Source organism: uncultured Martelella sp., from assembly GCF_963677965.2.
Taxonomy (GTDB): Bacteria; Pseudomonadota; Alphaproteobacteria; order Rhizobiales; family Rhizobiaceae; genus Martelella; species Martelella mangrovi.
Genome location: NZ_CAXXFM010000003.1, coordinates 282,375 through 296,623, shown reverse-complemented (window position 1 = coordinate 296,623; position 14,249 = coordinate 282,375). Strand labels below are relative to the sequence as shown.

The window sequence follows — 14,249 nt, the reverse complement described above, 5'->3', positions numbered from 1 at the left end:
ACTGACAAGCCTATCCTTTTTACGGACGTCATCCTCGGGCTTGTCCCGAGGATCTAACCACCGCTCAGCGTAAGCGGCGTTGGCGGTCCGTAATAGATTGTTTTAAATTGACTTTTTGACCGATACGCTTGTCGCGTTCATGCGTGCTTAGACCCTCGGGACAAGCCCGAGGGTGACGAAGGAGAGCGGGGTGAGCTTTGTCCGCCGTCTTAGCCGGAGACATCGTCTCCGGCTTTTTCATTGCCTCACGTGCGCCCGTAGATCAAATCCCGGGCGATGTCTGTCGGCTGGTTGAGGCGGGCCTTGTAGATTTCGTAGTTTTCCATGATGCGCTGGACGTAGTTGCGCGTTTCCGGATAGGGGATCGATTCGATCCAGTCGATGACGAAATCGAGGTTTTTGCCGCGCGGATCGCCGAAACGATCGATCCATTGCGGCACGCGGGCGGGGCCGGCATTGTAGGCGACGAAGGTCAGGATGTAGGAGCCGTCGAAACGGTCGATCTGTTCGCCGAGATAATGCGCGCCAAGCGTTGCGTTATAGGCCGGGTCGTTGGTCAGCCGGCTTGCCGAATAGGACAGGCCGTGGCGGCTGGCCACACGGCGGGCGGTTGTCGGCAGAAGCTGCAGTAGGCCGCGCGCATCGGCGGGCGAAACGGCGCCCGGGTTGAAGGCGCTTTCCTGCCGCGCGATCGCATAGGCCAGCGCCATGCCGGAGCCGGAAATATTGGCGTCCGTCGGGATCACGCCGATGGGGAAGGCAAGGGCTGCGACATCCAGCCCGCGTCCATAGGCAATCTTGCCGATCTGAAGCGAAAGCGTGTGGCTGCGGTCCTGTTCGGCCTGATAGGCGAGGATCGCCAGTTCGCCGGGGCTGGTCAGCTGCTCGGCAAGGGCGCGGTAAAGCCTGTCGGCGCGCCAGCCGTGGCCAACCGATTGCAGCCGGTTGATCGCCTGAACGGCAGGGTTCTTCTGGAAATTGGAGCGGTCGGCGGGCGTCGGGCTCGGATAATCGACGTTAAACTGCGTCTGGCCGAGCTTCTGCAGCGCAAGCTGGCCGTAGAACGTGGTCGGGAACCGGCCGGCCTGACGGTAAAAATCGCGCGCATTGCCGGGGCCGCCGGCTTCTGCGGCGCGGCCCTGCCAGTAATAGGAGCGCGACGAGGAGATCGGCGTTGGCGAAATCGCGACGATATCGGCGAAATGGGCGGAGGCCGTGCGCCCGTCATTCAGCCCGCGCAGTGCCATCCAGCCGGCATGAAAAGCCGCGTCCAGCCTGTCGAGCCTGCCTTCCGGCATGGCCGCGGCGACGATCTGATAGGCCTGGCGCGGATTGCCTTCCTCATAGAAATGACGGCCGACAATGCGGCTTTCGTCCCACCACTGGTCGGGGTTGACGAGCGCGGCCTGATTACGCGGCGCCTTCTTCAACAGTGCGGCAGCCGTATCGTAACGGTTGTTCTGTCGGGCATTGCGGATCTGGATATAGAGAAAGCCAGGATCGCTGTGCCAGGAGGAATGCACGGCATTGATCAGGCTGTCGGAATTGGACTGCCGGCGGATAACGGCGGCCCAGGCGTTGTAGAAGGATTGCGCATTGCCGTATTCGGAGAAGCGCTTGGCCTGCGTCGCGCGGTCGCGATAAAGCAGGTAGACCATGCGCTGTTTGTGGTCTTCCCGCGTGAGGATCGAGCCGAAGGCGTTCAGAAATTCGTTTTCGGTCGCCGTGTCGAGCGCCCAGCCGGTCCATGCGCGCACAACGATATCGTGGGCTTTTTGGCGCTGGCCGGTCGCAAGCAGCGACTTGCCGAGCAGCAATGTGCCCTCGGAGGTGACCGGAAGCGTATTGCCGAAAGCGGCGACGACGGCGCTGGCTGACGGGTTTTCGTCGGCATAGGCCCGTTCGGAATGGGCCCTCAGTGCCGAAAGGCCGGGCCAGCCGCGCAGTTCCTGCTGCGCTTCGGCAATCTCGGAGGAGGGGACGCCCTTGTCGCCGGAAAGCGCAATGGCCCAACTCATGATCTGGTGGTCAAGCGAACCTTCCGGAAGGCGGTTGCGGTCGCGCAGTGCTGTCGAGACGTCGCTTTCCTTGAGCGCATCCAGACCGTGTTTCAGGATCGAACTCGAGGCGGGGTTTGCCACCGGCTGGGTGATGGCGCCGGTGATCTCCATCGAGGGGGTGATCGAAGGTGCGGCCGCCGGCCGGTCAGGCCGAGCAAAGGGAATGGGGGCGACGGAGGGAAATTCCTGCGCGGTGGCAAGCGCAATATCTGTCACGGCCACGGACGTGGCGAGCGAAAGCAACAACAGGGTTTTCTTCATTCGAGCGTCCCGGGGATCGAATTCAACAGCGCCTGAAACTATCGGTCTTCTCGGTTAAGATCGCCTTAACCCTGATGATTTTCAAGGGTGGCGGAAGACCCCTCCATCACCGAACGCAATGCTTGCAGTGCCCCATGTCCGGCATTATGGTGCGCTCGATTTTGAAACAGGAATGCGGCTTTAAAATGAACGCCGCCAGGAGATACTGCATGTTCAAGGGGTCCATTCCCGCTCTCGTCTCCCCGTTTACCGAAAGCGGCGCGCTGGACGAGGCGGGTTTTGTCGATCACATCAACTGGTTGATCGAGGCAGGCAGCCATGGGCTGGTGCCGGCCGGAACCACCGGTGAATCGCCGACGCTCAGCCATGACGAGCACCGGCGGGTTGTCGATCTCTGTGTGGAGGCTGCTGCCGGCCGCGTGCCGGTCATTGCCGGCGCCGGCTCCAACAATACGCGCGAAGCGATCGATCTGGCCCAGCATGCGGAAAAGGCCGGCGCCGATGCGGTGCTGGTGGTAACGCCCTATTACAACAAACCGACCCAGAAGGGGCTTTTCGCCCATTTTGCGGCGGTTGCCGAGGCGATCACGCTGCCGATCATCATCTACAACATTCCGCCGCGCTCGGTCATCGACATGCTGCCGGAAACCATGGGGCAGCTTGCAAAGACCTATTCCAATATCGTTGGCGTCAAGGATGCCACCGGCAAGCTGGAGCGTGTCTGCGAGCAGCGCATCTCCTGCGGGCCGGATTTCGTGCAGATTTCCGGTGAGGATGCCACCGCCCACGGTTTTGTCGCCGAAGGCGGCGTCGGCTGCATCTCGGTTACGGCCAATGTGGCGCCGAAGCTCTGTTCCGAGCTTCAGACCGCGCTTCTGGCGGGCGATTTCAAGACTGCGCTTTCCTGTCAGGACAGGCTGATGCCGCTGCACAAGGCATTGTTTCTTGAACCCGGCGTCAGCGGCACTAAGTATGCGCTGAAGAAAATCGGGCGGATGGGCGATACGGTGCGTCTGCCGCTGCTCGGCGTGGAGGAAAGAACGGCCAATGCCATCGACGCCGCTTTGCGGCATGCCGGCCTGATCGACTGATCGCGCGAAGCGCCGCTCAAGGAACGGAAAAAGACCATGGCTCCGAAAGGCAGCAAGGGCGGCGCATTCAAAACCGTCGCCGAAAACCGCAAGGCGCGGTTCAACTACGAGATTCTCGACACGTTCGAGGCGGGCCTGGTTCTGACCGGGACCGAGGTGAAGTCACTGCGCGAGGGTAAGTCGAATATCGCCGAATCCTACGCCTCCGACGAGGATGGCGAGATGTGGCTGATCAATTCGTATGTCCCTGAATACCTGCAGGGCAATCGCTTCAATCACGAGCCGCGCCGCCGCCGCAAGCTTCTGCTCAGCCGCCGGGAAATCAGCCGGTTGCGCTCGGCGGTCAACCGCGAGGGCATGACGCTGATCCCGCTAAAACTCTATTTCAACGAGCGCGGGCTGGCGAAACTGCAGATGGCTTTGGGCAAGGGCAAGAAGGCTCATGACAAGCGCGAGACGGTCAAGAAGCGCGACTGGAACCGGGAAAAGAGCAGGCTTTTGAAGCAACTCGGTTGATGCGGGCGGTCACCTTGATGTTGCGTTTGGTGTCCCACGCCCGCGGTCCGGTCACGGTGATGCGACCTTCCGGATTGCTTGTTCTGAAATCTGTCAGTCGTCGAAGTCGGAGGGAACGACCTCTGCGGCCCGCTCGCGTTGCGGGCGTTCGGACAGTTCGCGGCCGACCTGCGATCTCAGCGAGGCAAGATCGATGAAATGATCGGCCTGGCGGCGCAGGTCATCGGCAATCATCGGCGGCTGGGTTGCCATGGTCGAGACCACCGAAACCTTTCGGCCCTTGCGCTGCACCGCTTCAACGAGCGTGGTGAAGTCGCCGTCGCCGGAAAAAATGACCAGATGGTCGACGGTCGAACACTGTTCCATTGCGTCAATGGCCAGCTCGATATCCATGTTGCCCTTTATCTTCCGGCGTCCCATGGAGTCGGTGAATTCCTTGGCGGGCTTGGTGACAACCTTGTAGCCATTGTAATCCAGCCAGTCGATCAGCGGCCGGATTGAGGAATATTCCTGATCTTCGATCAGCGCGGTATAATAATAAGCACGCAGAAGGTAGGCCTTCTCGCTGAAGGTTTTCAGCAGCTTGCGGTAGTCTATGTCAAACCCCAGGCTTTTCGAGGCGGCATACAGGTTCGCTCCGTCTATAAAGAGCGCAATTTTTTCGCGCGGGTCAAACATGGAAAATATCCTTCACTAAAACCTGCTGAATTGCATGGCCCGAACCCAAGGCCGCGGTAAAAAATCTCGACAATATATACAGTCTAATGATTGGTGTGCCGGCTGGCCACCCATTATTGATTTAGACATGATTCGGCAATATTCAACCCACAGTTATTATGGTTGTCGGGAAATATCCTCATTGGTTCAAAACCATTGGGCGAGCTTGAAAATACGCTCTTGAATTCCGATTTATGAATCTCTATGAGATGCAATTCCACAGAAATCACCTAAAAGGACAGTCAATGGCACGTGTCACAGTTGAAGACTGTATCGACAAAGTTGACAACCGGTTCGATCTCGTATTGCTCGCCGGTCATCGTGCGCGTCTTATTTCCCAGGGCGCTCCGATAACTGTCGACCGCGACAATGACAAAAATCCCGTTGTCGCACTGCGTGAGATCGCTGACGAGACACTTTCGCCCGACGACCTCAAGGAAGACCTGATCCATTCCCTGCAGCGTCACGTCGAAGTGGACGAGCCTGAAGCGGAAACGACCCAGAGCGCTTCCTCGGAAGACGATGTCGGCGAGGAAACCGCAGACCGTCCCGATCAGCCCGAGGCCATTCCTTTCGACCAGATGTCGGAAGAAGAGCTTCGTGCCGGTATCGAGGGACTGGTTCCGCCGGAAAAAGGCGACGATTACTGATCGCATTTCAAGCGGGGCCTAGCGCCCCGCTATCCGTTTTCCTGTTTTTCTTGTCAGAACGGGCCGCGCCTGACCCGTATAAAGCCCGCCCGGGCCCGGTCTTTCAGTCATGATGCGGCAATACGAACTTGTTGAGCGGGTACAGAAATACAAGCCTGACGCCGATATTGCGTTGCTCAACAAGGCTTATGTCTATGCCATGCAGAAACATGGCCGGCAAAGGCGCGCCAGCGGCGACCCCTATATTTCGCATCCGCTTGAAGTGGCCGCGATCCTGACCGACCTGCATATGGACGAGTCGACGATCGCCGTTGCGCTGCTGCATGACACGATCGAGGATACATCGGCGACGCGCGCTGAAATCGATGCCTTTTTCGGCGACGAGATCGGTGCGCTGGTCGAGGGGCTTACCAAGATCAAGCGGCTCGACCTTGTGTCGCGCAAGGCCCAGCAGGCCGAAAATCTGCGCAAGCTTCTGCTTTCGGTGGCCGACGATGTCCGCGTGCTTCTGGTCAAGCTCGCCGACCGTCTGCACAATATGCGCACGCTCTATTACATGCGCCCCGACAAGCGTCGCCGTATTTCGGAAGAAACGATGGAAATCTATGCGCCGCTTGCCGGGCGCATGGGCATGCAGGACATGCGCGAGGAACTGGAAGACCTGTCTTTCCAGTATATCAATCCCGATGCCTACCAGACCATCAACGGCAAGCTGCAGGACCTTTCCGGCCAGAACGAAGCGCTGGTCAAGAGCATTGAAGATGAACTGAGGGCGCTGCTTCAGGCGCAGGGCCTTGAAGACGTCAAGGTCAAGGGCCGGCAGAAAAAGGCGTTTTCGATCTTCAACAAGATGCAGTCGAAATCGCTCTCCTTCGAGCAAATGTCCGATCTTTACGGTTTCCGCATCATCGTTGACGAGGTGGAGACGTGTTACCGCGCGCTCGGGCTGGTGCACACCACCTGGCGGATGGTGCCGGAGCGGTTCAAGGATTATATCTCCAACCCGAAGCAGAACGGCTATCAGTCGCTGCACACTACCATTATCGGGCCGATGCGGCAGCGTATCGAACTGCAGATCCGTACCAAGCACATGCACGAGGTCGCGGAATACGGTATCGCGGCGCATGCGCTCTACAAGGACGGCCGCACCGTCAAGGGGCAGGTCGATGACGAGGAAACCAGCGTCTTCTCCTGGTTCCGCAAGACCATCGAGGCGCTGGCGGAAGGCGACAGCCCCGAAGAATTCCTCGAGCACACCAAGCTCGAGCTGTTCCAGGATCAGGTGTTCTGCTTCACGCCCAAGGGCAAGCTGATTGCCCTGCCGAAGGACGCCACGCCGATCGACTTTGCCTATGCCGTGCACACCAATGTCGGCGACACCTGCGTGGGCGCCAAGGTGAACGGCCGGATGATGCCGCTGGTCACGCGGCTCAACAATGGCGATGAGGTGGAGATCATCCGCTCGGGCGTGCAGGTTCCGCCGCCGGCCTGGGAAGGGATCGTTGTCACCGGCAAGGCGCGCGCGGCCATCCGGCGTGCAACGCGCGCGGCGATCCGCAAACAGTATAGCGGCCTTGGTTACCGCATTCTGGAGCGCACGTTTGCCCGTTCCGGCAAGACGTTTTCGCGCGAAGTGCTTTCAACCGTGCTGCACCGGCTCGGCCAGACCGACGTCGAGGACGTGATTGCCGCCGTCGGGCGCAACGAACTGTCGTCAGGCGACGTGCTGCGCGCCGTCTTCCCCGACCACAAGGATGAGCGCGTTACCGTCAAGCCCAGCAGCGAGGAGGGCTGGGTCAGCCTTCCCAAAGGCGAGGGCATGGCCTTCAAGCTTCCCGAAACGGCCGAAGGCGAGCCGGCGCCGGGCAGTTTTCCCCTGCGTGGTCTCAATGCCGGCGCAACCGTGCGGTTTGCCCCGACAGGCGCTGTGCCCGGCGACCGCATCGTCGGCATTGCCGGCGATGATGGCAGTATCACCGTCTACCCGATCCAGTCTCCGGACCTGCAGCATTTCGATGACGAACCGGACCGCTGGATCGATATCCGCTGGGACATCGACTCCACCAACGACAAGCGCTTTCGCGCTCGGGTCGGCATCAGTGTGCTGAACGAGCCGGGAACGCTTGCCCGGATTACCGAGACGATCGCGACGCTGGGCGTGAATATCCGCACGATCCAGATGAAGGTCGTTGCCGAGGATTTCGCCGAGGTCACCATGGATATGGAAGTCTGGGACCTGCGCCAGCTGACGCAGACCCTGAACCAGCTTCAGGCGCTTGACTGCGTCGCCACCGTCAGCCGCCTGTTCGAATAGGCCGAAATTTCAAAAAAATTGGAACTTTCCACGTTTTTGCCGCGTCTTTCCCATAGCGTTTCTATCTGTCGCAGACAGATCTGACGCGGAAAGGTAGGTGCAAGATGCTGGACCGTCTGATGCGCTTCTTCAAGCGCTTTACCAGTCCAAAGGTTTCCGAGAAGGAAGTCGGGGGCGTCAAGCATGTGATCGACAATATCGACCATAGCTTCGATCCCAACCGTCCAACGCCCGAACGGCATTCGGGTGAGCAAAACCAGGGCTGACAAAACCGCCTGGTGGAGTTGACATCCGCAGGCGTACGCAGGAAGACAGGGGGTGGACGAACCCGTCGTTCATCTGCCGGTCAAACGCGCACTCGAATGCATCGGCCCTTGCAATCACCCCGTCGGATGTCAAAACTAGGCGATGCTTTTTAAGAGACGTTCCCAGGCAAATTATTGGCAGCGGTTTCGCGCCGCATTCTGGCCCAAAAAGGGCTTTTGGCGCGTGCCGGTCTACCTTTATCACCGCACGGTCCGCCTCCGGGCCACCCCGCATGCAATCGCCATGGGCATTGCCGCCGGTGTTGCGGTTTCATGGACGCCCTTTATCGGGGGGCATTTCGTCTCGGCCTTCGCGCTCGCCTTTCTGTTCGGCGGCAATTATGCCGCGGCAGCCCTTGGCACGGCATTCGGCAACCCGCTGACATTTCCCTTCATCTGGATTTCCACCTGGCGGTTCGGCAGTGCGCTTTTGGGCCGCAGTGCTGCCGAACGCGACCATATCAATCTCGTCGATCTCGTGCATCGCTTTGAACTGTCGGACCTCTGGCGGCCGCTGCTGGAGCCGATGGCCGTCGGTTCGATACTGCCCGCCTTACTGAGCGGACTGATGTTCTACGCGCTCACCTATTTTGCAGTGCAGTCGTTTCAGCAGCGGCGCCAGGCCATGCTCGCCGCGCGCGCCAACAAGCCGGACGGCAAGCAGACATCGGTCGCCGAAGGCACCAAGAGCTGATCGGGCAGGCCGTGTACGGAGAAAACAGATGATTGTCGGGCTGGGCAGCGATCTCATCGATATCAGGCGGATCGAACGCATGATCACGCGTTTCGGTGAACGGTTCACCGCGCGCTGTTTCACCGAAATCGAGCAGGAAAAGTCCGATCATCGCCGCAATCGCGCGGCATCCTACGCCAAACGGTTTGCGGCCAAGGAAGCCTGCGCAAAGGCGCTGGGCACCGGCATTGCCCGCGGCGTGTTCTGGCGGGATATGGGGGTGGTCAATCTGCCGGGCGGCAAGCCGACGATGGAGCTGACCGGCGTTGCGGCCGATCTTCTGGCGCAGATGATGCCGGAGGGTTGTGAGCCCCGTATCCATGTCACGATCACGGACGACTATCCATTGGCGCAGGCTTTCGTGATTATCGAAGCTGTGCAGTAACGGCATATTGGCTTAAAAACATTGCCTGATCCCGGTGAAGGGGCTAAAGCTCGGGCAAACGGACAGCCTGGGTGAAAGAAGGAAAGCACTGCGTGGCCGAAAAAGAAGAAAAGCAGGAAAGTTCGCTGTGGAGCAACGTCAAGGTTATTGTCCAGGCGTTGCTGCTGGCACTGGTGATCAAGACGTTTCTGTTCCAGCCCTTTACGATTCCCTCAGGCTCGATGATGCCGACGCTTCTTGTCGGTGACTACCTGTTCGTGAACAAGTTTTCCTACGGCTATTCGAAATATTCGCTGCCGTTTTCGCCCAACCTGTTCGAAGGCCGCATCTTCGGTTCCGATCCCGAGCGTGGCGATGTCGTGGTTTTCCGCTATCCGCCGAATCCGGAGGTTGACTACATCAAGCGCGTGATCGGCCTGCCGGGTGACCGCGTTCAGGTCAGGGACGATATCCTGTACCTGAACGGCGAACCGGTTCCGCGCACGTCCGATGGCACCTTCACCTCCGACTATCGCAGGGACCCCGGCCGCAATATTCCGGTGTTTCGCGAAACCCTGCCGGACGGCGTCAGCTACGACACGCTCGATGAGCTTCGCAATTCGCCGGGCGACAATACTCGCGAATTCATCGTCCCCGAAGGCCATTATTTCATGATGGGCGACAACCGCGACAATTCGCTCGACAGCCGCTTCGATGTCGGCTTCGTTCCGGCGGAAAATCTCGTTGGCCGTGCCAGCCTGATCTTCTTCTCGCTCGGCAACGACACGTCGTTTGCCGAAATCTGGAAGTGGCCGTTCAACATGCGCTGGGACCGCGTGTTCAAGGTTATCGGTGGCTGAATGGCAGCGCATGGTGCACAGCAGGAAGAAGCGGGACGACTGGCCGCGCTGATCGGGTTCGAGTTTTCCGACACCGAGCGTCTCGGCAGGGCCCTGACCCATTCCAGCGCACGCAACGGCAAGGACGGCAATTACGAACGTCTCGAGTTTCTGGGCGACCGGGTGCTGGGCCTTGTGATTGCGGAGAACCTGTTTACCCTGTTTCCAACGGCAAGCGAGGGCGAGCTTTCCGTTCGTCTCAACCAGCTTGTGAGTGCGGAAGCCTGCGCGCGCGTTGCCGATAATCTCGGTCTTCATCGCTTCATCAAGACCGGACAGGACGTGAAGAAGCTGACGGGAAAGCGGGTTCTCAGCATTCGTGCCGACGTGGTCGAAAGCGTGATTGCCGCGATCTATCTGGAGGGCGGTCTGGCGCCGGCCCGGCGTTTCATCGAGACCCACTGGAAACCGCTTTTTGCCGACGGCGTGACGCTGAGGCGCGATGCCAAGACCGAGTTGCAGGAATGGGCGCATGCCAATCATGGCGAAACGCCGGTCTATCATGTCGAAGACCGCTCGGGGCCTGATCACGAACCGCGTTTTACGGTCAAGGTGACGGTCAAGGGCGTGGCGCCGGAGATCGGCGTCGACCGGTCGAAGCGGGCTGCCGAACAGGTGGCGGCGACCAGGCTTCTTGAACGTGAAGGTGTCTGGACGCCCGCGGACTGATGCGCTTTCGTTCATGCGCCGATTTCGTTCAGCGTAGCAGTATATTGAAATCAAACAATGTTTAACGGTTTCGGCGCTGGCCGGCCGCAGGAGAAACAGATGACCGAGACTGAATCTGCAGGTGGTGGAGAAGCCGTTGCGACCCGCTCGGGCTTTGTCGCCCTGATCGGTCCGACAAACGCCGGCAAGTCCACTCTGGTCAACCGTCTCGTCGGCGCCAAGGTCTCGATTGTCAGCCACAAGGTCCAGACCACCCGCGCCATGCTGCGCGGCATTGCGATCCATGACCACACCCAGATCGTGTTCATGGATACGCCCGGCATCTTCAAACCGCGCCGCAGGCTGGACCGCGCCATGGTGACGGCGGCCTGGAGCGGCGCCCGCGATGCCGATCTGATCATGCTGCTTGTCGATGCCGAGCGCGGGCTGAAGGGCGATGCCGAAGCCATTCTGGAAGGGCTGAAGGAGGTTCGGCAGCCGAAAATCCTGGTGCTGAACAAGATTGACCGTGTGCGCCACGAGGACTTGCTGGCGCTGGCCGCTGCCGCCAATGCCGTGATCGCCTTCGACCGGACCTACATGATCTCCGCCACCAACGGTTCGGGCTGTGACGATCTGATGGACGATCTTGCAAAGACCCTGCCGGAAGGGCCGTGGTATTATCCCGAAGACCAGATCTCCGACCTTCCCATGCGCCAGCTGGCGGCGGAAATCACCCGCGAAAAACTGTTTTTGCGGCTGCATCAGGAACTGCCGTATTCCGCTCATGTCGAGACCGAGAAGTGGGAGGAACGCAAGGACGGATCGGTCAGGATCGAGCAGGTGATCTATCTGGAGCGCGACAGCCAGAAGAAAATTGCGCTCGGCAAGGGCGGCGAGGCAATCAAGTCGATTTCCATGGCCGCGCGCAAGGAACTTGCCGAAATCCTCGACCAGAATGTTCATCTGTTCCTGTTCGTGAAGGTGCGCGAGAACTGGGGCGACGACCCGGAGCGCTATCGCGAAATGGGGCTCGACTACTCGAAATAACCGAACGGGACGGGACCGATGGAGTGGCATGACGAAGGCATAGTTCTGGGGATGCGCCGCCATGGCGAGACCAGTGCGATTGCCGAAGTCATGACCCTTGCGCACGGCCGTCACCTGGGGCTGGTGCGCGGCGGCCGTTCCCGTGCGCTCAGGCCGGTTTTGCAGCCCGGCAACCGGGTTGCGCTGACATGGCGCGCGCGGCTTTCCGAACATCTCGGCGAATTCCGGGTGGAGCCGCTCAGTCAGCGGGCCGGGCTCCTGATGCAGTCAGCCACGGCGCTTCACGGCATGCGGGCCATGGCGGCGCTGCTGCGCCTTTTGCCGGAACGCGATCCGCACCGGCACCTTTGCGACGCCGTCGAGGTGATCATTGCACATCTGGAAGACCCGGCGACGGCGGGCGAGCTGTTTGTACGCTTCGAGCTGGCGCTTCTCAACGAGCTCGGATTCGGGCTCGATCTGGCGCGCTGTGCGGCAAACGGTTCGGCGGTCAATCTCGTTTATGTTTCACCGAAATCGGGCAGGGCGGTCTCAAAGGAGGCCGGTGCCCCCTATGCCGACCGGATGCTGGCGCTGCCGGATTTTCTGCGCGCCGACCTCAACGAGGCGGCCGATCGCCCGGGCCTTGCAGCCGGGTTTCGCCTGACCGGTTTCTTTCTCGACCGGCACGTCTACGAGCCGCGCGGGATCAAGCCGGACAGCGCCCGTGAAAGCTTCATCACCGCCACCCTGAAGGCGCTGGAAAAACAGCAGACGGCCTGAATTGTCAGCCCCGCCGTTTTTTCAACGGCCAGGGTTCGTCGCGCTCGCCCGTGATTTCCACCGTATCGCCGACCTGCAGCATGCCTTCACCGTGCGGCACGGCGTTCCAGCCGAACAGCGGTCCCGGTACGCGACGGTCGCCAGACATGTGCTGCCGGCCCAGCGCAGGCAACGGGTTCGCGCCGCCGCGCGCACCGGTCATCTGGTCCTGGGTCGTCATGATGCAGCGCGAACAGGGTTTTACGAAATCGATCGGTATCCCGGCGACCGTGATGCCCGTCCAGCCGTCCTCGGCCCAGGGGTCTTCACAGTCGAGAACGATATTCGGGCGGAAACGCTCCATGCCGACCGTTGCAGCACCCTGGGCCGCCAGATCGGCATTCAGTGCTGCAAGCGAGCCCGTGGTGGTCACCAGAAGCTGAAAACCATCGGCAAAGGAAACCGGCGTATCGGTTTCAATCCAGTCGCGGCTGGCGATCCGGTTCGCCTGCCGGTCAAAGAAGGCCAGACGCACCGGACGTTCAAGCCAGCTGGAAAGCGTTTCATTCACGCTCGCCGCCGTGCCGGCGGCATTGACTGTGTCCTTCCAGACGGTGACGTCGAAGCGCCCCGTGCTGTGCGGGGCCGCAAAAAGCGTCTCTGCGCCGTCCATTTCGATTTCCAGCCCCTGATCGGACGGCCGCACCGAAAGTCGGGCAAGGGCCGGTAATTCGCGCTGGGTGATGAAATGGCCGTCGGGATCGGTGATCACGGCGATCCTGTCGCCCTGAAGGCCTGAAAAACCGCATTGCCGCTTAGAAAGGGCGATCCCGCGCGCACTTTTGAGCGGATAGATGTTGAGGGCGGCGATTTTCATGGTGAGCTCCGGGAGGATATCGATAAAAAGATACCGGCGCGAGGCCGGCATCTTCGATAAATCCTTAGCTCTTTTCCGCTGGCTTGTCAGCGGTTTCGTCGGTCTTTTCGAGCGGTTTGTCATCCGCGTCCAGCGAGGAAAGCGTGACCTGCGGGAAGGGGATGGAAATGCCGGCTTCGTCAAAGGCCAGCTTGGCGTCGCGGGTCATGACATGGGTGGTCTTCCACCAGACGGCGCCGGGCGTCCAGTAGCGCATGGCGACGACAACGGCGCTGTCGCCGAGTTCCTTTACGAAGGCGTAGGGTTCCGGATCGGCAAGCACGTTTTCGTTGTTTTTGGCCAGATCCATCAGGATGTCGATGGCCTGCCTGAGGTCGTCATCATAGCCGATGCCGATGGCCAGTTCGTGCATGCGCTCGCTGACGCGCGAATAATTGGTGATCGAGACATTCCAGAGCGTGGAGTTCGGCGCCAGGCGGAACAGGCCGTCGAGCGTCTTTAATTCGGTCGCAAACAGGCCGACTTCCTGCACCGTGCCGTCAATCGAACCGGTGCTGATATATTCGCCGACGCGGAAGGGACGTAGCACAAGAAGCATGATCCCGGCCGCGATATTCTGTAGTGTGCCCTGCAGGGCGAGACCAATTGCCAGACCGGCAGCACCAAGAGCGGCAAGAATGGAGGCCGTCTGCACGCCAAACTGGCCAAGCACCATGATGATGACGATGGTCAGAACGCCATAGCGTGCGATATTGCCGAAGAAACCGGCAAGCGTGCGGTCGACATTATCGAACTTCAAAAACGCATTCTTGATCGACCGCTGCACGATGGCAGCCACGATCCAGCCGACGATCAGAAGGATGATCGCGCCGAGGACCGAAAATGTGTAGGTGATCACCATCGCCCATATTGCGTTGGCGAAATCGCCGGACGCCTTGAACATGTCGCCGACCTGTTGCTCTATATTATCCATTGAAAATGCCTTGTCTTCGGAAATCGGAAGTGTGTTTTTTGCCTAGCTAG

General features: G+C 60.0%; 15 protein-coding genes. 11 read left to right on the top strand and 4 right to left on the bottom strand.

The genetic code is table 11. From position 1 onward, the window contains the following. Positions 1-245: 245 nt before the first annotated feature. The gene (locus tag ACHZCU_RS20620; protein WP_319520353.1) at positions 246-2,321 is read right to left on the bottom strand and encodes a lytic transglycosylase domain-containing protein; all 2,076 of its coding nucleotides are present in this window, start codon (positions 2,319-2,321) and stop codon (positions 246-248) included. 209 nt (positions 2,322-2,530) lie between these two features. Here ACHZCU_RS20620 and dapA point away from each other — a divergent pair, with 209 nt between their 5' ends. Together dapA and smpB are read left to right on the top strand one after the other, a co-directional pair. Further along, positions 2,531-3,412, top strand: coding sequence for a 4-hydroxy-tetrahydrodipicolinate synthase (gene dapA / locus ACHZCU_RS20615; RefSeq protein WP_319520352.1), 882 nt, complete (start codon positions 2,531-2,533; stop codon positions 3,410-3,412). Between the two features lie 36 nt (positions 3,413-3,448). Further along, positions 3,449-3,928 carry an SsrA-binding protein SmpB gene (gene smpB / locus ACHZCU_RS20610; RefSeq protein ID WP_106304631.1) on the top strand — a complete coding sequence of 160 codons (480 nt, stop codon included), beginning with the start codon at positions 3,449-3,451 and terminating at the stop codon, positions 3,926-3,928. A gap of 93 nt (positions 3,929-4,021) precedes the next feature. On the opposite strand, the gene ACHZCU_RS20605 is transcribed toward smpB, so the two are convergent. Then, positions 4,022-4,606, bottom strand: a complete 585-nt coding sequence (locus tag ACHZCU_RS20605) for an NYN domain-containing protein (protein WP_106304628.1) — start codon at positions 4,604-4,606, stop codon at positions 4,022-4,024. A 284-nt stretch (positions 4,607-4,890) separates the two neighbouring features. Here ACHZCU_RS20605 and rpoZ point away from each other — a divergent pair, with 284 nt between their 5' ends. From rpoZ to recO, 9 genes are all read left to right on the top strand, one after another. Further along, positions 4,891-5,295, top strand: coding sequence for a DNA-directed RNA polymerase subunit omega (gene rpoZ, locus ACHZCU_RS20600; RefSeq protein ID WP_106304625.1), 405 nt, complete (start codon positions 4,891-4,893; stop codon positions 5,293-5,295). Positions 5,296-5,404: 109 nt separating this feature from the next. Beyond that, a complete protein-coding gene (locus tag ACHZCU_RS20595; protein ID WP_106304622.1) occupies positions 5,405-7,609 on the top strand; it encodes a bifunctional (p)ppGpp synthetase/guanosine-3',5'-bis(diphosphate) 3'-pyrophosphohydrolase in 2,205 nt (734 codons plus the stop codon). Between the two features lie 104 nt (positions 7,610-7,713). Further along, the gene (locus ACHZCU_RS20590; protein WP_181190706.1) at positions 7,714-7,875 is read left to right on the top strand and encodes a hypothetical protein; all 162 of its coding nucleotides are present in this window, start codon (positions 7,714-7,716) and stop codon (positions 7,873-7,875) included. Between the two features lie 142 nt (positions 7,876-8,017). Further along, positions 8,018-8,608 carry a DUF2062 domain-containing protein gene (locus tag ACHZCU_RS20585; RefSeq protein WP_106304619.1) on the top strand — a complete coding sequence of 197 codons (591 nt, stop codon included), beginning with the start codon at positions 8,018-8,020 and terminating at the stop codon, positions 8,606-8,608. Positions 8,609-8,636: 28 nt separating this feature from the next. Then, positions 8,637-9,032, top strand: coding sequence for a holo-ACP synthase (gene acpS, locus ACHZCU_RS20580; RefSeq protein WP_319520351.1), 396 nt, complete (start codon positions 8,637-8,639; stop codon positions 9,030-9,032). 92 nt (positions 9,033-9,124) lie between these two features. After that, positions 9,125-9,871 carry a signal peptidase I gene (gene lepB, locus ACHZCU_RS20575; protein WP_106304613.1) on the top strand — a complete coding sequence of 249 codons (747 nt, stop codon included), beginning with the start codon at positions 9,125-9,127 and terminating at the stop codon, positions 9,869-9,871. Further along, on the top strand, positions 9,872-10,579 hold the full coding sequence (rnc, locus tag ACHZCU_RS20570) for a ribonuclease III (protein ID WP_319520350.1): 708 nt from the start codon (positions 9,872-9,874) through the stop codon (positions 10,577-10,579). Positions 10,580-10,678: 99 nt separating this feature from the next. Further along, positions 10,679-11,608: a GTPase Era gene (gene era / locus ACHZCU_RS20565; RefSeq protein ID WP_319520349.1), complete on the top strand. Its 930-nt coding sequence runs from the start codon at positions 10,679-10,681 to the stop codon at positions 11,606-11,608. Between the two features lie 18 nt (positions 11,609-11,626). After that, positions 11,627-12,370 carry a DNA repair protein RecO gene (gene recO / locus ACHZCU_RS20560; RefSeq protein WP_106304607.1) on the top strand — a complete coding sequence of 248 codons (744 nt, stop codon included), beginning with the start codon at positions 11,627-11,629 and terminating at the stop codon, positions 12,368-12,370. A gap of 4 nt (positions 12,371-12,374) precedes the next feature. Here the strand turns inward: recO and ACHZCU_RS20555 are convergent, their stop codons facing one another. Together ACHZCU_RS20555 and ACHZCU_RS20550 are read right to left on the bottom strand one after the other, a co-directional pair. Further along, positions 12,375-13,226 carry an MOSC domain-containing protein gene (locus tag ACHZCU_RS20555; RefSeq protein WP_319520348.1) on the bottom strand — a complete coding sequence of 284 codons (852 nt, stop codon included), beginning with the start codon at positions 13,224-13,226 and terminating at the stop codon, positions 12,375-12,377. 64 nt (positions 13,227-13,290) lie between these two features. Continuing rightward, positions 13,291-14,190, bottom strand: coding sequence for a mechanosensitive ion channel family protein (locus ACHZCU_RS20550; protein ID WP_394706160.1), 900 nt, complete (start codon positions 14,188-14,190; stop codon positions 13,291-13,293). Between the last annotated feature and the right edge of the window lie 59 nt (positions 14,191-14,249).

Bases quoted from the DNA above. Each gene is read 5' to 3' on its own strand.
- ACHZCU_RS20620 (WP_319520353.1), bottom strand. From the start codon at position 2,321: ATGAAGAAAACCCTGTTGTTGCTTTCGCTCGCCACGTCCGTGGCCGTG.
- dapA (WP_319520352.1), top strand. From the start codon at position 2,531: ATGTTCAAGGGGTCCATTCCCGCTCTCGTCTCCCCGTTTACCGAAAGC.
- smpB (WP_106304631.1), top strand. From the start codon at position 3,449: ATGGCTCCGAAAGGCAGCAAGGGCGGCGCATTCAAAACCGTCGCCGAA.
- ACHZCU_RS20605 (WP_106304628.1), bottom strand. From the start codon at position 4,606: ATGTTTGACCCGCGCGAAAAAATTGCGCTCTTTATAGACGGAGCGAAC.
- rpoZ (WP_106304625.1), top strand. From the start codon at position 4,891: ATGGCACGTGTCACAGTTGAAGACTGTATCGACAAAGTTGACAACCGG.
- ACHZCU_RS20595 (WP_106304622.1), top strand. From the start codon at position 5,405: ATGATGCGGCAATACGAACTTGTTGAGCGGGTACAGAAATACAAGCCT.
- ACHZCU_RS20590 (WP_181190706.1), top strand. From the start codon at position 7,714: ATGCTGGACCGTCTGATGCGCTTCTTCAAGCGCTTTACCAGTCCAAAG.
- ACHZCU_RS20585 (WP_106304619.1), top strand. From the start codon at position 8,018: ATGCTTTTTAAGAGACGTTCCCAGGCAAATTATTGGCAGCGGTTTCGC.
- acpS (WP_319520351.1), top strand. From the start codon at position 8,637: ATGATTGTCGGGCTGGGCAGCGATCTCATCGATATCAGGCGGATCGAA.
- rnc (WP_319520350.1), top strand. From the start codon at position 9,872: ATGGCAGCGCATGGTGCACAGCAGGAAGAAGCGGGACGACTGGCCGCG.
- era (WP_319520349.1), top strand. From the start codon at position 10,679: ATGACCGAGACTGAATCTGCAGGTGGTGGAGAAGCCGTTGCGACCCGC.
- recO (WP_106304607.1), top strand. From the start codon at position 11,627: ATGGAGTGGCATGACGAAGGCATAGTTCTGGGGATGCGCCGCCATGGC.
- ACHZCU_RS20555 (WP_319520348.1), bottom strand. From the start codon at position 13,226: ATGAAAATCGCCGCCCTCAACATCTATCCGCTCAAAAGTGCGCGCGGG.